General features: G+C 39.4%; 18 protein-coding genes and 1 pseudogene. 15 read left to right on the top strand and 4 right to left on the bottom strand.

Features of this window, described 5'->3' with window-relative positions:
• Positions 1-2 precede the first annotated feature (2 nt).
• The 13 genes from Q5076_RS08860 to Q5076_RS08800 all read left to right on the top strand — a co-directional run bounded on the left by Q5076_RS08860 (position 3) and on the right by Q5076_RS08800 (position 15,399).
• A complete protein-coding gene (locus tag Q5076_RS08860; protein WP_303012551.1) occupies positions 3-1,367 on the top strand; it encodes a hypothetical protein in 1,365 nt (454 codons plus the stop codon).
• A 136-nt stretch (positions 1,368-1,503) separates the two neighbouring features.
• Positions 1,504-7,032 (top strand): CotH kinase family protein, encoded by a 5,529-nt coding sequence (locus tag Q5076_RS08855; RefSeq protein ID WP_303012550.1) that lies wholly within the window; start codon positions 1,504-1,506, stop codon positions 7,030-7,032.
• 2 nt (positions 7,033-7,034) lie between these two features.
• Positions 7,035-7,823 carry a Vir protein gene (locus Q5076_RS08850; protein ID WP_303012549.1) on the top strand — a complete coding sequence of 263 codons (789 nt, stop codon included), beginning with the start codon at positions 7,035-7,037 and terminating at the stop codon, positions 7,821-7,823.
• A gap of 22 nt (positions 7,824-7,845) precedes the next feature.
• Positions 7,846-8,661: a DUF1566 domain-containing protein gene (locus Q5076_RS08845; RefSeq protein ID WP_303012548.1), complete on the top strand. Its 816-nt coding sequence runs from the start codon at positions 7,846-7,848 to the stop codon at positions 8,659-8,661.
• A 405-nt stretch (positions 8,662-9,066) separates the two neighbouring features.
• Positions 9,067-9,357 carry a hypothetical protein gene (locus Q5076_RS08840; protein WP_303012547.1) on the top strand — a complete coding sequence of 97 codons (291 nt, stop codon included), beginning with the start codon at positions 9,067-9,069 and terminating at the stop codon, positions 9,355-9,357.
• A gap of 10 nt (positions 9,358-9,367) precedes the next feature.
• The gene (locus Q5076_RS08835) at positions 9,368-9,871 is read left to right on the top strand and encodes a hypothetical protein (protein WP_303012545.1); all 504 of its coding nucleotides are present in this window, start codon (positions 9,368-9,370) and stop codon (positions 9,869-9,871) included.
• The gene (locus Q5076_RS08830) at positions 9,868-10,449 is read left to right on the top strand and encodes an N-acetylmuramoyl-L-alanine amidase (RefSeq protein WP_303012543.1); all 582 of its coding nucleotides are present in this window, start codon (positions 9,868-9,870) and stop codon (positions 10,447-10,449) included. Before Q5076_RS08835 ends, Q5076_RS08830 begins: the two co-directional genes overlap by 4 nt.
• Before the next feature lie 529 nt (positions 10,450-10,978).
• Positions 10,979-11,869, top strand: coding sequence for a hypothetical protein (locus Q5076_RS08825; RefSeq protein WP_303012541.1), 891 nt, complete (start codon positions 10,979-10,981; stop codon positions 11,867-11,869).
• A gap of 12 nt (positions 11,870-11,881) precedes the next feature.
• Complete coding sequence (locus Q5076_RS08820; protein WP_288213710.1) at positions 11,882-12,244, top strand: STAS-like domain-containing protein; 363 nt, start codon at positions 11,882-11,884, stop codon at positions 12,242-12,244.
• A 34-nt stretch (positions 12,245-12,278) separates the two neighbouring features.
• Positions 12,279-12,797 (top strand): PIN domain-containing protein, encoded by a 519-nt coding sequence (locus Q5076_RS08815; protein WP_288213711.1) that lies wholly within the window; start codon positions 12,279-12,281, stop codon positions 12,795-12,797.
• A 539-nt stretch (positions 12,798-13,336) separates the two neighbouring features.
• Positions 13,337-13,588 (top strand): hypothetical protein, encoded by a 252-nt coding sequence (locus tag Q5076_RS08810; protein WP_303012538.1) that lies wholly within the window; start codon positions 13,337-13,339, stop codon positions 13,586-13,588.
• Positions 13,589-13,600: 12 nt separating this feature from the next.
• Positions 13,601-14,911: an AbiH family protein gene (locus Q5076_RS08805; protein WP_303012535.1), complete on the top strand. Its 1,311-nt coding sequence runs from the start codon at positions 13,601-13,603 to the stop codon at positions 14,909-14,911.
• A gap of 362 nt (positions 14,912-15,273) precedes the next feature.
• Positions 15,274-15,399, top strand: a complete 126-nt coding sequence (locus Q5076_RS08800) for a hypothetical protein (protein ID WP_303012533.1) — start codon at positions 15,274-15,276, stop codon at positions 15,397-15,399.
• Between the two features lie 490 nt (positions 15,400-15,889).
• Here the strand turns inward: Q5076_RS08800 and Q5076_RS08795 are convergent, their stop codons facing one another.
• Complete coding sequence (locus Q5076_RS08795) at positions 15,890-17,080, bottom strand: phage integrase SAM-like domain-containing protein (RefSeq protein ID WP_303012532.1); 1,191 nt, start codon at positions 17,078-17,080, stop codon at positions 15,890-15,892.
• A gap of 262 nt (positions 17,081-17,342) precedes the next feature.
• On the opposite strand from Q5076_RS08795, the gene Q5076_RS08790 reads away from it, so the two are divergent.
• Both Q5076_RS08790 and Q5076_RS08785 read left to right on the top strand, forming a co-directional pair.
• Positions 17,343-18,644 (top strand): hypothetical protein, encoded by a 1,302-nt coding sequence (locus tag Q5076_RS08790; RefSeq protein ID WP_303012531.1) that lies wholly within the window; start codon positions 17,343-17,345, stop codon positions 18,642-18,644.
• A gap of 26 nt (positions 18,645-18,670) precedes the next feature.
• On the top strand, positions 18,671-20,326 hold the full coding sequence (locus Q5076_RS08785; protein WP_303012530.1) for an OmpP1/FadL family transporter: 1,656 nt from the start codon (positions 18,671-18,673) through the stop codon (positions 20,324-20,326).
• 131 nt (positions 20,327-20,457) lie between these two features.
• On the opposite strand, the gene Q5076_RS08780 is transcribed toward Q5076_RS08785, so the two are convergent.
• From Q5076_RS08780 to Q5076_RS08770, 3 genes and pseudogenes are all read right to left on the bottom strand, one after another.
• Positions 20,458-20,928: a nucleoside deaminase gene (locus Q5076_RS08780; protein WP_303012526.1), complete on the bottom strand. Its 471-nt coding sequence runs from the start codon at positions 20,926-20,928 to the stop codon at positions 20,458-20,460.
• 180 nt (positions 20,929-21,108) lie between these two features.
• Positions 21,109-22,095, bottom strand: a complete 987-nt coding sequence (locus Q5076_RS08775) for a Gfo/Idh/MocA family protein (RefSeq protein ID WP_303012524.1) — start codon at positions 22,093-22,095, stop codon at positions 21,109-21,111.
• Positions 22,096-22,222: 127 nt separating this feature from the next.
• Positions 22,223-23,062 (bottom strand): annotated as a pseudogene (locus Q5076_RS08770) (transporter substrate-binding domain-containing protein); the annotation flags it as partial.
• Positions 23,063-23,079 lie beyond the last annotated feature (17 nt).

Raw genomic sequence — 23,079 nt, 5'->3', positions numbered from 1 at the left:
ATATGATTATAAGTCCATTTACACCGCTGTTTTTTTCTCCGTCTACCGATAAATTTGGTGCAAAGAGTAAATATGTACAATTATTTGCCCGTACAGATCGCATTTTTATTGAACTGGTTTCTAGTCCGGACGAGCAGGAGCCTGTTGTTTATATTAATAATCTTCTAAATGACGCATCTACCTCCATTATATTAAGTTCATGGCAGATGAATGATGATAAGATTATCTATTTCTATAATATATCATTGCTTCCATGTGGATACTACAATGTCGCTGTAAATGGAAAAATCAGTGAGATATTTAAGATTACAGATGATGAACGCGAACTTTTCGAAACAACTCTTATTCAGTATTCGATGAAAGACAATAAGCAGCGTCTTGATACTGTTTGGTGGATAGATGGGATGCAATATTTCTTTGATTTGCGTGTTCCTGGCGGTTTCAAGGATAGCGGTTGGACGTTTGGTGTAGATAATGAACAGTTCATGACTTCTGAGGAGGATATTGTCGAGTTGTTCAGTCATGAATATACAACAATGCTATTCACTTTAGGAAATGCTATGGGATGCCCTGTATGGTTTGCCGAGTTATTTAATCGTGTTTTATGTTGCAATTATATCTATTTTGATGGGGTTAGATATGCTAGGAAAGAAGGTAACGTTCCTGAACTCAACCAACAAATAGAGGGATTAAAGAGCTTTGTTTTTAATCAGATGTTGCAGAAGGTGAAAACGATGAATCCTACTTTGGAATGGAATAATCAGGTATCTATGAGAAGAATTTATAATGATAATTATAGAGTCATAGCAAATGATAGGGAATTGCGTAGCCTAAAACTTGGATTTGAAAATGAAAAATATAAGATTCCAAATCCGCCCCAAGACATTTATGTTAATCTTGAGGATAGTGATTATATTGCTGATGGTACGACACTTATTGACTATAACATACTTGAGTTGAGTAACATAAATAAAAATAGCAGTCGGGGTGATAGTTATTGGATGTTATGTAGAATTGCGGGTAATGCTATCTCTGATACATATCTTGACCGTAATACAGGGGCCAGTCAATTAATTATAGCAGGACTTGATAATTTAACCACTGCTTTAGGTTTGGAAAAATACACATTAGAGCTACGTGTGGATTTAATTGTAGATACGCATCCTGTTAATGGAATAGCCGTCCCTCTTATAAATAGCGCTGATAACACGGCTGCAACAGATGGTTCAATCACGCTTAATCCTATATCTAAAGCTAGTGTTACGAATAATAGGTCATTTGCTATATATCTTCAAAATGTTCCGCCCGCTGTAACTGCAATTGTTGCTGATAATCCGTTGAATATCAAACTTACTTATACTAAATGATATATGTTAAACAATAAATTACAATAAAATGACAGAATCGGAGAAACGGCAAATTGTTAGTCTTATACTGCAAGCATTAAAGACAAACAGTCTTACAATAGAGCAATTAACTGATACAACAGAACTTTCTAAAGATATGTATGTTGAGGTTAGTGGCGGTCGGAAAATATCTATTGATTTACTTTCTAGTACCATAGCCGGGATGGTTGATGGCGATTTTGATACATTGGTGGAAAGTATCAATAAGATTGCAAAAGATTTATCGGATGGGGACACTGAGTTATTGAAACGCATAACAGGCGTTTCGGATAAATCCAGTGCTTTGACCGATCCATTTAAGAGTATTGGTACCTTTACTTCTATTGGTAGTTTTAAGGAGAAACTAAAAACATTATATACCGGTGATTCATCTATTGGTAACTACCGGTGTGTATTGAATATTGATTCGTCTAAGATTCCTGTCAATATTCAGGTTGAACGACTGGAACTTGATAAGGTTTGTCAATCGTTCACTTCCTGCATACAACTTGCTACAATGAAAGATGATACAAACGGAATCTATTTAGGTACTGTTTGTACAATCTCTCGAATTGGTATTGTTTCCAATGGAAGTGTTACATGGGATAAATGGACTTCAGTGATTAATGATTTTTGGGAAAAAATAGGCAAACCGGAAGGTATTGCTCCGTTGGATGGTGATGGTAAAGTTCCGTCAGAGAATTTGCCCGAATCTTTAGGACTGGGCGACGATGCAACAGATGCTTTTCCAGGTGACAGAGGTAAGGACATTGAAAAAGTCATAGATAACATTCCTTCTCCTCTTATGCTTCCAGGTTCTTTGGTGACAAATGTGTCTGCTGCAGGTTTCTTGATTGAATACCAGGTTAAGGATAAGGATACGGGCAAAGTGGAAACCGGGCGTCTTGTTTTGCCGATGGTTACCCTGGAAAAAGCGGGTGTCATGTCAGCAGAAGATAAACAGACACTAGATAGATTAAAGGATAGCGGTGGTTCCGGCAGTGGTTTTTACGATGTAACTAAACTCCATCCGCTTGAGGGCGGTTACTATACTTTAGCGACAGCTGTCGCAGCTTTGGAGACAGCCGGGATTCCGGACGACAAAAAGCCCGGACTTATTATCACATTTGAAATATCCTCCGGTACCTGGGAAGATTACCGCTTTTCCGGAACTGACATTTCCACTTTCCTCACTCCTGCAAGTTGGGAGCGTCATGGCGGTGGTGATGCAATCAAAGGCGTGTCTGTGAATGGTGAGTCTCTTGTACCTGATGAAACGGGGAAAGTCAATCTGGAGATAGAACGGCAGGAAACGGACGCCACCCTGGATGAAGAATCAACCAACGCAATTCAGAACGCTCCTGTTACGGCAAAATTCAAGGAAATAGAAGGAAGCTCCCTGTTTGCCAGCGATGTGACGGAGAATGACGACAACACTGTAACTGTTGCATTAAAAAACAAGGCAGGGGAGAATGTGACGGAGTTTACCATACCCGCCGGAAAAGGTGGTGGCGGCGAAGAAACGGGCAATACGACAAAAATAGCCCTGACTTCATCCGTTGACAATCCCATCCTAAAGGAGGGCGGTTCCGCTGTCCTTTCATATTCATACGATCATCAATACGCTTCCGGTGATGATAAAGGCATGTCTACCGGACAAAAGGCTGATATCACGATTACGATGAATCGTGGTTCACAAACTGTCTATTCCCAAACAACCAATGATGTTTTATCCGGCACATATACCCTTGACTTGTCCAAGTATCTGTTGTTAGGTACTACGGAAATTTATGTGCGTGCCGTCGTCACTGACCTTGAGGGGAAGAAACAGACAAAGCAGTCCTTTTCTTCGGTCAAGGTTATTACACTGTCTCTTACTTCCAGTTACAACATTGCTTCTCCCATATCAGGTTATGCCCCCGGCTCTACGGCATCTATTCCTTTTACCGTGTCCGGAACAGGAAGCAAGATGGTGACAATGTACCTGGACGGAGTGGAGAAGGACAATAAGGCCGTCACTAAGTCCGGTCAGACAAATGGCAGCTTCAGTATATCAATGACCGGGCTTCTTCCCGGTCGGCACACGGTGCAAATGGTTGCGGAACTTCAGGCATCCGGTGAGCTGACGATTCAGTCGGAAAGTATTTACTTCGATATATTTAAGGCGGGTTCGGAAAAAACTCATATCGGAGCCCGGTTCCGCTTCCCTGACGGGCGCATCTTTGATGAAACGGAACATCTGAATCCGCATATCGTGGTTGGTCAGTATGAGAAACTGCAATTTGACTTTATAGCTTATGCCCAGGAAAGGACCCCGGTTGATTTGACCGTGTACCGGAATGATAAACTAAGCCAGACTGTCAGTGTTCCGCGTACCATCCAGATGTACTCAAATCGCTTCACGGAACAGGAACGGATTGACATGAAGTTTATGTGCGGTGAAACGGAATATCCGTTCTGCATTGACGTAGCCAAATCATCCATTGACATAGAAGAAATAACGGCTGACCTGACCTTGAAGTTAATAGCTTCAGGACGTAGCAATACCGAAGGGAATCCGGCATCCTGGAGCTATGAAAATGTAGAAACGAGCTTTACGGGCTTTGACTGGAAGTCAAACGGTTGGACCGGGGATACCTTGAAACTGACCAACGGCGCATCCATCGACATTGACTATAGACCGTTTTCTACCGATGCCACGACCAACGGCGCTACTTATGAATTTGAACTGAAATGTTCCAACGTGACAGACCGTAACGGCATTATCCTCTCTTGTATGTCGGGAGGAATTGGTTTCCAGGTAACAACTCAGGAAGCGAGGATGCTTGCTTCCGGCGGCTCCGAAGTCAGTACCCTGTTTGCCTCTGACCTGGATTTGAAGATAGCTTTCGTCATTAATCCAAAATCGCCCAAACGTCTGTTGGAGTTGTATGTCAACGGAATCAGATGCGGTGGTAAGCAGTATGCGGCAACCGAAAGTTTCCGCCAGGAAGAAGCTGCTACCATAACGGTCCATTCGGATGCTGCGGATGTAGACTTGAAGAATCTTCGCGTTTACAAGCGTTCCCTGACTGATGATGAGGAACTGACCAACTACTTCGTTGACCGTCCGACTGCTGAGGAAATGGTCACATTGTTTCGGAAAAACGATGTGATGAATGATGAAGGCACGGATGTGGATATTGAAAAACTGCGTGCTCAAGGCAAGAGCGTGATGCTCATCGTGGGCGATGTTGATCTCGTTAATGCAACCAACAATAAGAAATTTGAAGTGCCCGTCCATGTCTATTTCTATTCCAAGTATGGAAAGGAATATGATTTCATTCTTCGTAATGCGGGGCTTCGGATACAGGGTACGTCCTCTACCACATATCCTCGTAAGAATTACAGGATTTACTTTGAACGTTCCGGGAAATACGGTACTACCCTTGAAGTTAACGGGGTTAATGTACCAGACCTGACGTATTCTTTCAAACCGGGCGCACGGCCAGTCAGCATTTTCTGTTTCAAAGCTGACTTCTCCGATTCATCCTCCACCCACAATACCGGAGCCGTCCGTCTCGTTTGTGACGTTTGGCGCAAGTGCGGTTTCCTCACACCGCCCCAGGCAGCATATACCGGACCGTATGACGTCCGTATCGGAGTGGATGGCGAACCGTTTGACCTGTTCTGCAATGAAGCCTATTACGGCAAGTATAACTTTAATAATGAGAAATCGGATTCGCATATAGTTTACGGATTCGAGGGAATTGAAGGCTTCAATGATGCTGCCACCCTGGGAGAAACCCGTAACAAGTGTATTTGTCTTGAGTTCTTGAATAACTCCCATCCGCTTTGTCTTTTCGGCACTTCCAACATTACCGCCGAAAATTTTGCAGAAGGACTTGAATTTAGATTCAAGCCGGACAGGGAGTGGGAGGATGCTGATGAGGAAGACAAAGCGGCCGTAAGGCGTTTATGGGAATGGGTGCAATCCTGTAAGGGTAATCCTGCAAAATTCGCGGCAGAGGTCACCGATTACTTTGATGTCAATTTCCTGTGTGGCTGGTATCTGATAACTGATTACCTCATGGGTGTCGATAGCCGGGCAAAGAACATGATGTTCAGCACCTGGGATGGTCTTCGCTGGTACATTTTACCGTATGATATGGATACCCTGTTGGGAGTCCGTAATGATTCTGTCCTGAAATACGGTTATATCATCACGCATGAAACGTTTGACGATTCTATCGGTTCGTATGCATTTGCCGGACATGATAGTGTCCTTTGGGATTTGGTACGTACCGGACTAAAGGAGAAATTGATGGAGGTTGCCGGAGTGATTCGTAGCAATATGAGTACAGAAGAAGTCCTGGAAATGTTCAATGTCAAAATGATGGGTAACTGGTGTGAACGGATCTACAATAAAGACGGTGAGTTTAAATACATCACCCCCCTGATTGAAGGCGTTGAAACCCTTGAAGGAGCCAAGTTCTATGACTATCTGTATGCCATGCAGGGAAGCCGCTACGCTCACAGGACCTTTATGATAAAGAACCGTTTTGCCTTGCTTGACGCTCAGTATGTTGCCGGAACATATCGCCAGGATTCTTTCGCTTGCTATTTTGGCTATAAATTTTCTACCGATAACCGTAAGCTCAAGATTACGGCCTTGGAACGATATTATTTCGGTTATGGCTACACGTCCGGTACAACAACGCAGTCGGCTGTATTGGCAGAAGATGAGGACTCGACCGTAGAACTGACGTTCAAACAGGATTTGATTGTTAACGACCCGCAGTATATCTACGGTGCGAGCAAAATCAAGAACCTGGATTTGACGGATGTCTCCCATGCTATTCTACAGACGCTTAATCTTAATACCTGTCGCGGACTTCAACGGCTGGATGTCAGTTGTTCAAAGACACAGACAACCTTGAACGCAATCCTGGTAAACGGCTGTAAAAACCTGCGTTATCTTGCGATGGCCGGCTTGAAGTCCACGGCTTTCACTAACCTGGATTTGTCGGAGAATGGACGTCTGGAAACATTCATAGCTAATAAGACTGCACTTGCAGGTGTTACTTTTGCTTCAGGTGCTCCACTTTCCCGGTTGGTACTTCCATCTACTGTTCAAACACTGGAGTTGCGTAATTTGAATAAATTATCGAATAACGGAATAACGTTTGAAAGCGTCTCTAACCTTACTAGATTGCTCATTGAAGATTGTGTACTGATTTCTTGGAATATCCTGGTTGAAAAATGTGTGGCCGTCAAATATCTTCGTGTAACCGGCATTGATATGGAAGGTGACCGTTCATTCCTTTCCGGATTCCAAAGATATGGTGGTGTGGATGAGAACGGGGCTAATACGGCCCGGTGCTGCTTGTTGGGTGAATACCGCTTGAATATTGTGATAGAAAATGAAGAACTGGAATCCCTGAAGGCGTATTTTGATGGTTTGAAAATAACAATGTCCCTTTCTGCTTTTATTAATGAAATTGATAAATTCAATAGTGAATCTTACGGCGGTGAACCCTATTATAATGAAATAACCTTAGAGAACATCAATGAAGTTCTTGAGTACTATAACGGTGAATCCTATAATGAATACCTTGAACGTTTCATAGAAGAAAACATGGATATAAACGATTTAATCAATAAGTAGTTATGACAAATGAACAGAGCGCGACCCTGCTGCGCCTCAATAAGCAGGAACAAGTAAAATCTTTGCAGGCGGTGGGCTTTTCCGATATTACGGAAGCCTCCCGTGCCAGTGAGTTTCCTGACCGGATACGTTGGGCCTCCGGATTGCTGGACTTGCGTGTCGCTTGTAACCGTATCTCAGACAATTCGAAATGGTATTTTACACGTGAGGAATGGGATTCCCTGACTCTTTCGAACAAATTGAAGTTTATCCGCCGCGGTCTGTTTGTCCGTGCACATTCCCAGTCTTTTGTCATAGCGGCACAGGAATGTTATGCCGAAGGGCTGTCAACAAGTTTTTATTGGGGCGGACTCGGTAAGACAATCGACGGGCTTTCCCAAAAGATTTTGGGTAAAGCGTACACGTGTTTTACCGGTAAAGAGGATACCCATTTAATCCTAAGCGCTCTGAAAGGTACGGTCAGCAACGGTATCGAAGGCGCTCCCGCCGCAGAAGCTGCCGTTGCGTATAAAGCGTTCACACTAGAGAGCGACGGTCTTGAAGATGATACGGATTGGTTTTTGCCTTCCTCCGGGCATATGATGATTCTGTATCGTTACCGCGAGCAGATAAACGAAATGCTGCGTGTATTTTGGAGCAGCGACAGTATGCTGCTGACTGACAAATATTACTGGACGAGTACCAATTATGATGTGTCCAGCGCATGGACGTGTGAACCGGATACGGGACGTATGCTTACGCAAAATAAAAATACAAGCCTTCTCCATGTGAGGGCAATATCGGAAGACTAACCATTAACATATTATGCTATTTATGACAGACAAGAATAATGAAAACGCATATCTTTTGCGTATGAACAAACATTCCCAAATCAGCGTTTTGCAGGAAATCGGTTTTAGCAGTGTAACTGAAAGTACGCCTGCGGGCGATATCGCAAAATATATCAGGTGGTCTGGCGGCCTGCTTGACCTGTCCTTCGCCACCCTCCGGATTGCTGACGGGGCAAGCATGTTTTTCACGACTGAGGAGTGGAACTCTCTTAGCGCCAATAACCGTTCAAAATACCTGCGTATAGGTCTCCGTATCCGTGCTGACCGTCGTCAGTTTGTCATAGCCAAAAGTGACTGTATTGATGACATAGGCGGACGTACTTTCAAGTGGGGAGCGTACGGTACGGACATCCGTGGCGTCAAGAACTATGGAATCAGTAATCAAGGGCTTTATGAAACGGCAGACGGAAAACAGAATACCGCCGCTATCATAGATGTAACCGCCGGTATCAAGGATAATAATGGTATTGTCGGCGCTCCTGCCGCTGAAGCAGCGAAGAGTTATAAAGCGTGTACGCTTGAACAGGACGGGCTCGAAGACAAAACCGGCTGGTATCTTCCCAGTGAGGGAGAACTCATGATTATCGCTAAATATAAGGTTGAAATCAACGAGCTTCTGACCTCATTGTCGGGTAGTCCAAATATCTTAACAGCCGATTGGTATTGGAGCAGTACTGAGTACGACTCCTTCAGCGCTTGGAGCGTGCTTATGAACTACGGCTCTGTTTATACCTACTCCAAGTCTAGCGCAGGCCGGGTTCGTCCCGTTTCCGCAATAGATTCTTTATCTCTTGGCTGATTACGTTTGGAAAGCCCCTATCCGGGGCTTTTTGTTTTAAAATGTTTTAGAGAAAAGAGTGTTAAATGGTAGGTCTGGAATACCCTCAAAAACCGACAATGCAGCAGATTCAGAGAAATATTGGACGTTATCGTGTTTGTCTTACAATGTATGGGGGAGACAGTTCCTGACGATATTGAGCAAATCGACCTCTTATATGTTCACAGATTAATACTTTCAATATATCAATTGTTCAAGAGATACTTTTTAGTATCCTTAAAAAGATAAGATTTCTAATTTGTTGTTTTATAGAAGTTTATCTCTATACAGATTTTCAAGATTTTGTGAAATTGAGAAACCTGTTATTATACTCAATACATTTGTCTTATACGGAATATTTTATTAATAATTAAACACTTTATGAGTATGGGTATAAAAGTATTGTATGATTGGATTTTGAAATCTAACCGGCCTGCACACGTTAAGGCTGGAATGTTTATTTTTGTTATGATGCTTGCCTTCTGTTTTTTGCTGTTAGGTCTCTCTTTTTGTAAATCAGCTATTGTCTCTTTAGGGACGACTGTTATTGCTGCATTGGTAGTTGAGTACATTCAAAAGAAATGTGGATATGTTTTTGACTGGCTCGATGCGTTAGCTACTGTTTTATTGCCAGGGTTGATTACTGTGTTCTCAACATTTATAGCTTCAATTTTATAAAATTAGGATTATGAGATGGTTGTATGAGCTATTTAATGTAGACCAGATACGAATTATTTTCGTTTCGATGTTCAGTTCTCTTCTTGCTTATTTAACACCGACCAAAGGTTTCCTTATAGCATTGGTGATAATGTTTGGATTTAATATTTGGTGTGGAATGAGAGCTGACGGCGTTTCGATTATACGTTGTAAAAACTTCAAATGGAGCAAGTTTAAGAATGCCCTTGTCGAACTTCTTTTTTATCTTATAATCATAGAGGTTGTTTTCTCCTTTATGACCTTGATAGGAGACGGTGAGAACTCTTTGTTAGTTATCAAGACTATTACGTATGTATTCTCCTATGTGTATCTTCAGAATGCATTTAAGAACTTGATAATTGCTTATCCTAAAAACAGGGCGTTCCGTATTATTTATCATGTGATACGCTTTGAGTTTAAAAGGGCTACGCCTACACACGTACAGGGAATAATAGATAGAATCGAGAATGAATTAGATAAAGAAGAAAAAATATGAAAGTATTGATTGATAACGGTCACGGTGAGAATACTCTAGGTAAGCGTTCACCGGATGGAAGATTAAGAGAGTGGGCGTATTCACGTGAAATAGCTGATAAGGTAGTGTCCGGATTACGAAAACTGGGAATTGATGCAGAACGAATTGTGAATGAAGATACGGACGTTCCTTTATCTGAACGGTGCCGACGGGCAAATGCTATTTACAGTACAACGGGGAAGAAGGCTATTCTTATCTCGATTCATTGTAACGCTGCCGGCTCCGGTGATGGTTGGATGAAAGCAAAAGGATGGAGTGTATTTGTGTCGAACAATGCGTCAGGTAATAGCAAGAAGTTGGCTGACTGCTTGGCTCAAGCAGCAGAATGTATTCCTGTATCTGTTCGTAAACCTATGCCCGGACAACTGTATTGGCAGCAAAACCTTGCTATCTGCCGAGATACAAATTGCCCGGCAGTACTGACTGAAAACTTCTTCCAGGATAACAAGGATGATGTAGAATACCTTTTGTCTCGGGAGGGTAAAGATACAGTCGCCCGGATACACATTGAAGGAATCGTTAAGTATTTGAAGCTATGAAAGCCTTGATTTATATAACCATGTTCCTGATGTCGGGAATATGGTTTGCTTCATGTCGGACTCAATATATCCCTGTAGAGACTGTGAGAACCGAATATAAAGTACGTGATAGTATACGGGTTGACAGCATCTATAATCAGGATAGCATCTATGTACTTGTCAGAGGTGATACCGTATATCAGTATAGATATAAGTATCTGTATAGGTATCAGCATGTGAATAGTACGGATACAGTAATTAAGACTGATTCCGTGCAGGTTCCTTTTCCTGTAGAGAAACAATTAACCCGTTGGCAATCTATTAAAATGGAATTAGGTGGATGGTCGTTTGGTTTGATTATAGTCACAGTTTTTGTTATTGTTAGGTGGTTGGTGTATAGACGAAAGAGTAAATGAGCAGGCAAGATATATCCTTTTGGAATAATTTTATGTGGGGCAACTATAATTTGTAATAGTAGTTCTTTTTATTTAGATTATATTTCTCATTTCTTTTTTTATTTCTATTTTTACAGCAATTTTATAATCAAAGTATGCCAGAAATAAAAATAGGGACAAGTATAGGGAGTAATTATGAAGGATATGAGCAATTAGTCTCAATATACCATCAAATGAAAGAATATAGTGATACCACAATTTATTTGGATTTCTCCTCAAATCGTTGGTTTGAAGCTAATTTGTGTGCGGTTTTAGGAGCTATTTATTTGCTGATGGAAAAAAATAGAGTCAAAATAGCTTGTTCTAATATGTCTAATTCTTTAATAGATATACTGACAAGAAATGGATTTATAGGAAGTAATTATTTAGATTTACCCGATAACCACAATGGAACGGTTGTTAGTTTTCAAAGATTTAAGCATAATCAAGATAATGCTTTTAATGGTTATATAAAAAGAGAACTTCTTTCAAAATCAGACTTTCCTAAGCATAGTTTATTGCTTGGAAAAAGAATTACTGAGAGTATTTTTGAAATATTTGAAAATGCGAGAACTCATGGGAAATGTGAATTTATTCATACTTGTGGACAATATTATCCGCGAAAAAGTCCTGCTCGATTGGATATAACAATCGTTGACGTAGGACAAACTATTCATAAGAATGTTAATGATTTCCATTTCCCTTTAGAAGAATTTGATGCTTGTACGGCTATAGATTGGGCTATAAAATATGGGAATACGACTAAAATAGGAAGGACAGGAGGATTAGGCTTAAGTCTAATTCTTGAATTCATAAAGCTAAATAATGGAGTAATGCAAATAATATCATCAAATGGATATTGGGAATATCGTGGAAATCGAGTACGTATGAACGCACTTAAGAACAATTTCCCAGGGACTATCGTTAATATTGAGTTCAATTTTGATGATAGCTGCTTTTATCAGTTAAAAAGTGAGGCTAATTTGACTATGAATGATATATTTTAGTAATTTTGTACCATGAATATGAAAGAGGAAAATGCTATATTAAAAGTTAATGAGTATACTGTATTAGATATTGCTGTATCTTCTGATGAAGGAGATAAGATTAATCAGCGTATTCATTTATTGTTGGAACGATACCAAAAAGTAACTATTGATTTTTCTGGTATAACTTTGTTGACTTCTGCTTTTTTAAATGCTGCTATTGGACAATTGTATAATGATTTCAATTCGGAAGAGTTGGCATCCCGTCTATTTTTGTCTAATGTGAGTAAGGACGATTTACCGTTGTTCAAAAAAGTAACGGATAGGGCAAAGGAATATTTTAAAAATGAACAGGAATTTTCTAAGACTACAAAAGAAATTTTAGATGGGGAATAATTGCATAGATATTAGGAATTACGCCCCTAAAAGTATGGATAATTTCTTTTTTGACAATAATATTTGGGTGTTTTTGTTTTGCCCAATAGGTAATCACGATAAGAGTAAACAGAAAATATATTCTTCTTTTTTGCAGTCTGTTCGTCAAGTAAATGCTACTATATGGATAAATAGTTTAGTTATTTCTGAATTTGCGAATGTAAGTATTAAACTGGATTATAATTTATGGAAGAAGAATGAAGTGAAGGAAGTATCATTAGAAACGGATTTAGATTATAAACAAGTATATAGAAAATCTCAAAGGTATCATGATACAGTTGCAAGTATTTGTGCTGCGATAAATCAAATATTGGTATTGTGTGAGAAATGTACTGATAACTTCAATGCTTTAAATATCCAATCGATTCTTTCTCATTTTATAGATATAGATTTTAATGATAGCTATTACATAGAGTTATGTAGACATTCATCTTTTAAATTTGTGACAGATGATAAAGATTTTATGAATACTTCAAATAACAATATAGTAATATTAGGTAATCTTAAAAAATAATTTCGCATATATATTTTCACCTCGTCCCTCTGATTCGGGGCTTTTTAATTATTATTTGTTGTATATAAAATAATCATATATATTTGTCCAAATAAAATTGATAAGTTATGGAATACTCAGATGAATTTAAGGAATTTGTAAATTATTGTAATCAAAAATGGCAAATATGTTGGTTAGGGAGCTCCTACTTCTAAAATATTAATGGTAGGAGTCAGCATTAGAAAAGCTTGCCCATTTTTATAATGATAATGCGTCCATGTGGAATAGTGTATTTAATAATGGAACTTTGTCATGGTATAAGGCAAAACGCTGATGTAGCAAAAAGTTGGGGAGTAAATACTTGGAGTAAGTATCAGAATTTGAAAGATTATATCTGTAATGGTGATGGCTTTCAAAAATATTATGTCAATTTCTCGACTTAAATGTTCACCACTGAGATAAATGATACTCCAAACCTTCGAATTTCTTGAACTGATAAAAGTGGAATTTCTGACTGGAAAGAACTTTTCAGGATATCTCCTTTCATTCGGAACTTTCCTATGATTGTACTGGCACATTCTAATTATATTCAGAATAATGACAATATCCGTGAAATAGATGATATTTTCGGTGTTACTTATGATGGTGATGATGTCGGTAAATTTTGGTTTAATAAAGGTAATTGGTTTTATACTCACCATGATATCAGTGGAAGTAAGTTTGTTATACATACTCGTCAATTAAGTGCTAATGTAAGGAATGAACTATTAGAAGAAATGACAAGAATTATAAAGAAACATTTAGGCAATTAATTAGTTTTTGGCATGAATAGAATTATAATTATTGATAACGGTTTTGATATTGCACATAAATTAAAAACTGGATACCGGGATTTTATAGATGATTATTGGATAACTGTTAGAGAAAAAGTATATGGTAGGTATTGGCAGCTATTGGACCAACAATATGGAACAAGCCATTCGTTAAGAGACTATGATGATAAATTTGTGAATATTAAGACATGTGGTAAAAGTGATACTGAAAAAGAATATTTTCCATATCAAGAGGGTAGCCCTTTGGGAGATTTGTGTACACTAATTACTAGATATAATAGTTCTAATACGACTATTGCAGCTTATCTAAAGTTTAAAAATCGATTTTTTGAACGTATATCTCGTCAATGTTCCCTCATTAATTGGGTAGATATAGAAAATGAATATTATAATGCATTGAAAGAACTACTTCAAGAAAGAAATCCTCAAAAACAAAGTGAAAGCATTCGGACATTAAACAAAGAATTTGATGATATTAAAGGACTATTAGAGGAGTACTTAACCAAAGTCACTAAAAATACAAAAATAAGCATACACCGGTCAATCCAAGAAGCTTTTTCAAGTTTTGTAGAATTTGATGAAATTGCGACTTGTAAACAAACAGTGTTTGTTGATTCTATTTTTTCAGACATGTTCCATTCAGGAGATGATACAGACTTCCAATGTGATCGAGAAAATTATCTGCAGTACAATTTATGTATGACAGAAAAGGAAAAACAAATGTTATTCATTGAGAAACATATCGATAAGAAATCTTTTAAAGAGAGGTACCTTATACCAAGTACATTAATTCTCAACTTTAATTATACAAAGACTGCAGAAAAATTATATGCAAGTGATAACCGTAATGAAATAATCAATATCCACGGGGAATTAGATAATGAAAATAATCCTATTATCTTTGGATATGGCGATGAATTGGATGATGATTATAGAAAAATAGAAGGATTACAAAATAATGATTTTCTAGAAAATATTAAGTCTATAAAATATCATCAAACAAAGAACTATAGAGAATTGTTGAAATTTATAGCATTAGGACCATATCAGGTATTTGTAATGGGGCATTCTTGTGGAAATTCTGATAGAACCTTATTAAATACTTTATTTGAACATGATAATTGTCTATCCATAAAGGTTTTTTATCATCAGTTTGAAAAAAGGTCTGATAGGAGATATTCTGATAACTATGCTGATATGATAAAAAATATATCTCGTAATTTTAATAATAAGCTTAATATGCGTGATATAGTTGTAAACCGAGAAAGTTGTTCTCCTTTGGTACCAGTAAAAAATAAGTGACTGAATAGACTAACTTTTTATGCTCTTTGTTAAATGCTATAGCCATTAGTTTTTATGTTCTTTAATAATTGACAGAATAGTATTCAAGTTAAAAAAATAATGGTATATTTGTGTGCAGGTGGGGATACTTGTTGTATCATCTCTCTATGGAAAGTTGCTAGTTTTCGAGAATGGGAGACAATGCGTTATTTATTCCATTAAGAATGAGTCTCGACTAAGGGTAGTTGGGGTTTTATTTTGTGTTTATCTTCTTGTATTTTCATATATAAAGTATGTATTCATAGTTTAATTTACTTATATGCTTTAAAAAGTACTATTCTCGAAGATATGAGTAAGTTTGTGCAACTTTAAAATTAGACATTATGGCAAAGAAGATTGGATATATTGAAAAAGATGGAGTAATCTTTGTATCTGTTAAAGACGTATTTGACTATCTATATGAAGTAGAGGTAATTACTACGGAAAAACAGATGTGTATATCTCGATAGAATTTTGAGGAGAATATCCTTAAGCGTTTATATGATTGTCATAAGAGTGGTGAACGGACAGATGCTGATATTCCTTGGATAAATAGATAGGGAGTTTTATTGCCATTGGTTACGTTTTGAATATACTGACCTCACAAAGGTTATTAAGAATCTGCGAAATGAAAGAGAAGTTAAGAAATTAGCAATAATAATTGATTTTCATGACTTTACACGCAGTAAGCTATTTGTGAAGCGTAAATTTGCATTAAAATGATGATTGAATAAGAAAAGCGAAGAAGAGGTAGCTATTCGGCTACCTCTTGGTTTTGTAACCCTCCCTATCAACAGCACACAATCAAACTCTCTGGAAGGGTTACATAGGTGTTACTATTGAATTGAGAATAAAGTTCGGTATGTACATAAAAAAAGTGAGGGGAACCACCCCCTCACCAAGTCAAACCAAAATAATCGGAATTATGTCCGTGTTATCTTGATGATGCAAAGGTACAAATTATTTTAGATTATCCAATACTTTTCGCAATGCTGCATTTGCAACCTCAGGTGTTGCTCTTACATAGTGGTATATTGAGCCCTTAGCTGAACTAGAAACAGAATGTCCTATTAAGTAGTCAATAATCATTGTCGGTGTTCCAGTATCGAAAGCATGTTGGGCAAATGATTTTCTTGCAGAATAAAACATCAGAGTTTTTTCTATACCTAGTTCTTTTTGAATAGTTTTTAGATTCTTATTTAAAGAAGCGTATATATTTTTAATTGTTTCATTTTTGTGTCTTTGTCTGAATTGCAATTTCCCTTCATCATTAAGATAATGATTGATTATCCATTTGGCTTCATTAGGTATATTGAATACAATTGGAGCGATAGATTTATTGTCTCTCATTATTTTCTTTCTATGATATATCATTTTGCCATTGCAGGTTAAAAAGTTGTAGTTGATTAAATCTGCGAGATTAATGCCGCCAAGATAGTATGAGAGCATAAATATGTCTCTTGTGCGTATAAGATTCTCTTTTGAGAATTGTGTATCTCTGATCGCTTTTATCTCATCTATGGATAACCAAATATCCCTGATTGACTTATCCGGCATCTTGTATGTTGCGAATGGATATGTTTCGTATGATATAAAATGGCATTGAAGCGCAAATCTCATGAGTAGACGTATAACAGACAGTCTCATTCTAATAGTATCTGAACGTAGTCCTGCAATACGTAATTCGTGCTCGAATTTGATAATTGTGAGATAGTTAATATTTGCAATGCTGACATTATTGCCAATGCACTTTTGGAGTGCCTTTACTCCTTTGTCGTACATTGAAATAGAACCTTCTGCAAGTGTATGAGTATCCAGGTATTCTTCATATAAATGCTCGAGTGTCATGTATTTCGCCTTCTTTATTCCTTTGATGGCATCTATCAGTTGTGAACATGTCATACACTCCTGGCATTCTATTGAATCCAAAGCCCTTTGGTAGTTATCAACTAACTTTCTTATCTTAGTATTAAGATATGTTGCATCATTTCTTTTTATGATGGCGCCATTCTTGAACTCTTTGCTAGAGTCAATTTTAATATCCGTTAAAATATAACGTGTTTCTCCGTTATGTGACAACGCGATTCTTACTTTATGTGTATTGTCCTTCAGTACTTTACCTGGGACAATTGTCGGAAATAGATTTGCCATAATTCTTCGACAATAAAATGGTAATGTAAAATGTGTTTCGACAATTTTTCGGTAATAAAATGACCTCAAAAGTGACGTTTAACATAATTTGTTACTAATTGATTATTAAATAGTTCGCTGTAAATCAGACCTTTTTAAATTTGTTCCCTAACAAATAGGGATTTCCCTATAACCCTTTGGGGAAAATCTTCCTTAAACGATAAATCTCTTCTTTATCTTTGTAACATGAATAAGTTTAAGTAATTACATAAACCTAAATGATATGAAAAAGATTGTTTACTTCTTGCTGTTTGCCTTGTGCCTTCCGATAGGTATCTTTGCACAAAGCGTTGATGACGACCTTTACTTCGTACCGTCAAAAGAAAAACAGGAGAAAAAGGAAACTCCGGTTAAGAAGGAAACGAAGAAGCAAGTGACTAACATCTATACTTCACCGGGTACTACGGTCGTGATTCAGGACCGTAAAGGAAAAATACGGGATGTGGATGAATATAACCGCCGTTACGATGCACGTGACAATGAGTTCGTGATGAATAACGATACTTTGTACATAAAGGAGAAATCCGAGTCGGATTTGGACGGGGAATGGGTGACCGGTGAATTCAACGGTACACAGGAAGATTATGAATATGCAGAACGCATTATCCGTTTCCGTAACCCACGTTTTGCCGTTAGTATCAGTAGCCCGTTGTATTGGGATATTGTTTACGGACCGAATTCTTGGTACTGGAATGTATATACCGACGGTCTCTATGCTTATGCGTTTCCGACATTCAGTAATCCGCTTTGGTGGGATTGGCGCTACGGTTCTTACGGTTGGGGATGGAACTATGGCTGGGGATGGCGTCCTTATTATGCTTGGGGGTATTATCCGGGCTATTGGGGCGGTTGGCATGGTGGCTACTGGGGTGGCTGGTACGGCGGCGGTTATTGGGGACATCACCACCATTGGCATGGCGCTCCCGTTTGGGGCGGTGGTCATTGGGCCGGTCCGACTTATACCAATCGTCGTTCTTATGGGCAAAGCAGTTATAGAAATCCTTCTACGGTTCGTCGTTACGGTTCAAGTACCAGAACGAGTTCCGCCGTTCGTGGAGGGAATGCTGTCCGTCGGGAAGGGAGCGCTGTCCGTTCTTCCGGCTCTACTTATAGCAGAAGTTCTACGGCCAGGCGTGTGGTAGGTACACGTTCTTCCGGTGAACGCAGTAGTTCAAGCAGTCGTAGGAGCGGAACTTATTCTCGCCCAAGTAGTACGCGGAGTACCGGAAGTCCTTCGTATTCACGTTCTTCCGGAGCAACTCGCTCTTCCGGCTATTCCCGTTCCTCCGGAACGACGAGGAGTAGCAGCGCAAGGTCGACATATAATCGTGGCAGTTCTACAACACCGCGTAGTTATTCTCCGAGAAGTAGTTCTCGTTCTTCTTCTTATGGCAGTTCCCGCTCTTCATCTTCCCGTAGTTATTCTCCCGCTTCGTCAGGAGGAAGCTCTAGAGGCAGTTATTCAGGCGGTGCTTCCAGGTCATCGGGTGGAGGTTCTTCCCGTAGTAGCAGTGCCAGAAGATAAGTATTAATTAAATGGTTTTGAAAAGGATGAAAAAGATATGTATTTTAACCGCTCTGGGGATATTGATAGCAGCACCCTGGGGAATGGCGCAGACTATTTATGACGGTGCCAAATTTACGGGAAAGGATTTGAATGGAACTGCCCGGTTTGTCGGTATGGGAGGAGCTATGAGCGCCCTTGGCGGGGAAATCTCTACAATGGGGACAAATCCGGCAGGTATCGGTCTTTATCGAAGTAGTGATGTAATGACTTCTTTTGGCTTTTCTCTCTATGGAACAGAGAGTAAGTATATGGGGAAGAAGCTGAATGCTGATTTGACAAAAGGGGCTTTTGATAATATCGGATTAGTCTTTTCTTCCAAGATAGGCAATACGACTCCGTTGCGTTTTGTGAACTTTGGTTTTAATTACCATAAGGCAAAATCATTTAATAGTAATATGATGATGGAGGGGAATCTGGGGAGTTATTCACAGACTTTTCAGATGGCTGAACAGGCGCGTGGTATCACGAGTTGGGGAGATTTGCCTTACATGGATAATAATATCGGATGGCTTTCTATTTTGGGAGCTGATGCAGGATTGATTAGAGATATTACGACACGCGAGATGACGGACGGGGAGAAAAATGAACCTTGGATAAAAGATGGTGAACAGTGTGAAGATATAAATGGCAATAAACTGTATAGATCTCCCGGACATTATGAAGGAATGTTGAATGACGGATATGCAAATTTCCGTTCGGAAGAACGCGGTGGAATCGACCAGTATGATTTTAATGTATCATTCAATTTGCATGACCGGGTATATTTAGGCGTGACTCTCGGCGCGTATTCTGTAGATTATAATAAATATACTTTTTACAGTGAGGACTATGGAAATGGGGAAAGGTATGACTTGCAGAGCTGGAATAGAATAACAGGTTCCGGTTTTGATTTGAAATTCGGAGCTATTATCCGTCCTTTTAAATATTCTCCTTTCCGAATCGGACTGGCTGTACATACTCCGGTTTTTTACAGTTTGGACTACAAGACAAGTGCGCAAGTCGTTTCCGATGTGCTTGATATTGTGGACGGAGATATAGAAGGATACGATGTACGTTCTTGGGATAAACTTCCGGGTAATGAAGATATGGTTCGTCCTTTCCATTTTCAGACTCCCTGGACTTATAATCTGAGTTTGGGATATACAGTCGGTAAGAATCTGGCTTTAGGGGCTGAATATGAATATCAGGACTATTCTTCCATGAAATTTAAGGATACGGAAGGATATTCTTCTTCTTTTGAATATGAGAATAGTACAACTTGGATGTTGAAGGGAGTTAGTACGGTTCGTTTGGGCCTGGAATATAAAGTTATTCCGCAATTTGCTATTCGTGCAGGGTATAATTATAGTTCTTCGGCGTTTAAGAAAGAAGCTTTTAAGGATTTGCCGATTAACTCGATTCAGAGTGATACGGATTTTTCAAATTCCAAATCGTTGAGTAATTATACATTGGGTATCGGTTATCGCGGTTCGATGTTTTATGCGGATTTGGCTTATAAATTTTCTACGTATAAATCGGACTTTTATCCGTTTGTCAATATTACGGAAGAGGACGGACAGTATGTTATCGGTTCACCGGAGGCTACTAAGGTGACTAATACACGTAGCCAAGTGTTGTTTACGGTTGGCATGCGCTTCTAATCTAATAAAGGACAGTTTTCAATTTCAATAATAACTTTTGTGTGTAAAAAATCCCTGGAGTACCGAGTGTCTACGGTAGTTCCGGGGATTTTTATTGTGTCATTTCCCATATCATAGAGAGCTGCGGATTTTTAATACTTTATCTTATCTTCTTTGTCCATCCATATTTTGAAAGCGGCGATGGCTTCATTGTGCAGTAAGATTTCAGAGGGGAGTTTTCTGCTTTCGGGGCTTAATTTCAGTTCATCGTAAATAAAAGAATCGTCAAAGCCGATGTTTTTGGCATCGGTTTTGTCATTGCCATAGTATATTTTGTCCAGCCGTGCCCAATAAATAGCGCCCAGACACATCGGGCAAGGTTCGCATGAAGTATATATTTCATATCCGCTCAGATTGAATGTTCCCAGTTTGGCGGCCGCAGCACGTATCGCACTGACTTCAGCATGTGCTGTGGGGTCGCAGGATGTTGTAACACGGTTTACCCCGGTGGCAATGATTTCCCCTTCTTTAGTGGCGATAACCGCTCCGAAAGGTCCTCCTCCGTTTTTTACATTTTCTTTTGAAAGCTCGATTGCTTTTCGCATTAATTCTTCTTTAGTCATGGCAATAAATATAGGGTTAGCTTTATTCTATTCACCTTTTTTACAAAGATAGAAAAAACTAACAACATATGATGGACTGCTTTCTTTAAATTTCTGCCGATACGGCAGGCTTAAAAAAGGCCGGCAATGTTTTATGTGTCCGTTTATGATATACGGACAGAAGCGATGGAAGGACTGATTTTACAGTTTTCCAAGAATCTTGTCCATGACCCAGTTAGTCAGGGTTGCACTTTCACCGTCACAGGAGCATATTGATTTTCCTAGTAAATGGTCTACCACTGCTTGAATGAGAGGCTGTTGCACATGTTCCGGATTGCCGATACATATTTCTTCCCGTCCGCGTTCCGTATGCAGGCCGATAGGTTCATAAGTGAAAACGGAAAAACAAATCATTCCTTTGTCTCCAATGATTTCAATGCGGTCTTCGCGGGCTGAATCGTGCGCTACAAAACACCAGGAGCCGCTACCTACTAATCCGTTATCGAACTGGAAACATGCGCTTAAGGTATCTTCTGCCGGATAAAGTCCGCCGCGATTGCTCTTATAGCCGCTGGCTTCGAGAATGCAACCGAACATATCCTGTAATAAATCTATTTGATGCGGAGCAAGGTCATAGAAATAACCTCCTCCGGCAATGTCGGCCTGCACGCGCCATGGAAGATTCTCACGGTTGTAATCCAAATCGCGTGGCGGTTGTGCGAAACGAATTTGTACATTGATTACATTACCGATTACCCCATTTTCTACCAGCTCTTTAACTTTTTGAAAGTAAGGAAGATAACGGCGGTAGTATGCAACAAAACACGGAACCCCCGTTTCGTTGGATATGCGGTTGATACGGGTACATTCTTCATAAGTGACTGCCATCGGTTTCTCAATATAAGCCGGTTTTCCGGCTTTCATGGACATAATGGCATAGGTGGCATGTGAAGAAGGAGGAGTAGCGATATAGACGGCATTTACTTCCGGGTCGTCTATCAGTTCCTGTGCGTCATCATACCATTTCTTGATTCCTCTTTCTTTAGCGTAAGCTTTCGCCTTTGCACCGTCCCGGCTCATTACGGCTACGACTTCCGAATGTTCTACTTTCTGGAAAGCGGGGCCACTTTTCGTCTTGGTCACTTCTCCGCAACCTATGAATCCCCATTTAATAATCTTTTCACTCATAACTGTAATACCTCTTTGCATCTGTTTTAACAGCATCCAAAGATAAAGCTATTTTTTGTCAAGAGCAACTTTCTTGATTATTAACTTGGATAAGGCGCGTCCAAATGAGCGGATATCGGCTTATCAGATCGGATGGAAAGTATTTCTGGTAAATCTTCTGGTATTCTTTTTCTTTCCGGAATTTATCCAGCCATGTATTCAAACTGTCAAGTAGGACGGGAGATTGTTTACTGACTGCCCATGAATAGAATTGCGTAAAGCTGATTGCTGTATTAATATCTATTTGCGGCAGGGAATCCGCTGTTGCCTGCGCGATATTCTCATCACATACGGCATAGTCGATATCTCCGTGAGCTACTAATGAAATTAATTGTTCGGAACCGTATTTCTCAATTTCTTTGATGTAAATCGTATCTCCGATTTCATTGCCCAGGTTTTGGATACGCAGGATGGAAGGGGAGCCTTTTACCACATGAAGGGTTCGCTGGGCTAGGTCCAGTTGGCTGCGGATATAAAGTGAGTCTTTTTCTCCTTTCTCTTTACGTTGCACTAGAACTTGTTTATTAAGAATGATGGGAGAGGTGAGGAGTAGGGAATCTTTTAATTCACTGGTTGCTAATATGCCATAGGTAATGACGTCATAGCGTCCTTCACTTAATCCTTCCAACCGCTCTTCGAAACTCATAAGAGGGGTGAGTTCCGTTTTCAATCCCTTGTCGCGGGCAAATGCCTGTATTAATTCATAATGAAAACCGGAGATTGTATCACCGTCTACATAAAAACTGATGGAATTGTATTCAGTGGCTATACGCAATATCCCCTCTTTGGCAATGGCTGCATAATCACGGGGATGTCCTTGGAATTGCTCTTTTTTGTTATATTGACGGAAAAAGAGAATTGCTGCCACCCCAATAATGATTACAGGAATTAAATAGCCGGACAGTTTTAATTTAGAAAGCGGTATCATGGGTTGTGGATGGTTTA

Origin of the sequence: uncultured Bacteroides sp. (assembly GCF_958445495.1) — a bacterium.
Classification (GTDB): domain Bacteria; phylum Bacteroidota; class Bacteroidia; order Bacteroidales; family Bacteroidaceae; genus Bacteroides.
This window is presented reverse-complemented; position numbering and strand designations above follow the sequence as displayed.

What these genes read in the sequence shown, in the direction of transcription:
- Q5076_RS08860 (WP_303012551.1), top strand. Translation starts at nt 3, where the DNA reads ATGATTATAAGTCCATTTACACCGCTGTTTTTTTCTCCGTCTACCGAT.
- Q5076_RS08855 (WP_303012550.1), top strand. Translation starts at nt 1,504, where the DNA reads ATGTATGTTGAGGTTAGTGGCGGTCGGAAAATATCTATTGATTTACTT.
- Q5076_RS08850 (WP_303012549.1), top strand. Translation starts at nt 7,035, where the DNA reads ATGACAAATGAACAGAGCGCGACCCTGCTGCGCCTCAATAAGCAGGAA.
- Q5076_RS08845 (WP_303012548.1), top strand. Translation starts at nt 7,846, where the DNA reads ATGACAGACAAGAATAATGAAAACGCATATCTTTTGCGTATGAACAAA.
- Q5076_RS08840 (WP_303012547.1), top strand. Translation starts at nt 9,067, where the DNA reads ATGGGTATAAAAGTATTGTATGATTGGATTTTGAAATCTAACCGGCCT.
- Q5076_RS08835 (WP_303012545.1), top strand. Translation starts at nt 9,368, where the DNA reads ATGAGATGGTTGTATGAGCTATTTAATGTAGACCAGATACGAATTATT.
- Q5076_RS08830 (WP_303012543.1), top strand. Translation starts at nt 9,868, where the DNA reads ATGAAAGTATTGATTGATAACGGTCACGGTGAGAATACTCTAGGTAAG.
- Q5076_RS08825 (WP_303012541.1), top strand. Translation starts at nt 10,979, where the DNA reads ATGCCAGAAATAAAAATAGGGACAAGTATAGGGAGTAATTATGAAGGA.
- Q5076_RS08820 (WP_288213710.1), top strand. Translation starts at nt 11,882, where the DNA reads ATGAATATGAAAGAGGAAAATGCTATATTAAAAGTTAATGAGTATACT.
- Q5076_RS08815 (WP_288213711.1), top strand. Translation starts at nt 12,279, where the DNA reads ATGGATAATTTCTTTTTTGACAATAATATTTGGGTGTTTTTGTTTTGC.
- Q5076_RS08810 (WP_303012538.1), top strand. Translation starts at nt 13,337, where the DNA reads ATGATTGTACTGGCACATTCTAATTATATTCAGAATAATGACAATATC.
- Q5076_RS08805 (WP_303012535.1), top strand. Translation starts at nt 13,601, where the DNA reads ATGAATAGAATTATAATTATTGATAACGGTTTTGATATTGCACATAAA.
- Q5076_RS08800 (WP_303012533.1), top strand. Translation starts at nt 15,274, where the DNA reads ATGGCAAAGAAGATTGGATATATTGAAAAAGATGGAGTAATCTTTGTA.
- Q5076_RS08795 (WP_303012532.1), bottom strand. Translation starts at nt 17,080, where the DNA reads ATGGCAAATCTATTTCCGACAATTGTCCCAGGTAAAGTACTGAAGGAC.
- Q5076_RS08790 (WP_303012531.1), top strand. Translation starts at nt 17,343, where the DNA reads ATGAAAAAGATTGTTTACTTCTTGCTGTTTGCCTTGTGCCTTCCGATA.
- Q5076_RS08785 (WP_303012530.1), top strand. Translation starts at nt 18,671, where the DNA reads ATGAAAAAGATATGTATTTTAACCGCTCTGGGGATATTGATAGCAGCA.
- Q5076_RS08780 (WP_303012526.1), bottom strand. Translation starts at nt 20,928, where the DNA reads ATGACTAAAGAAGAATTAATGCGAAAAGCAATCGAGCTTTCAAAAGAA.
- Q5076_RS08775 (WP_303012524.1), bottom strand. Translation starts at nt 22,095, where the DNA reads ATGAGTGAAAAGATTATTAAATGGGGATTCATAGGTTGCGGAGAAGTG.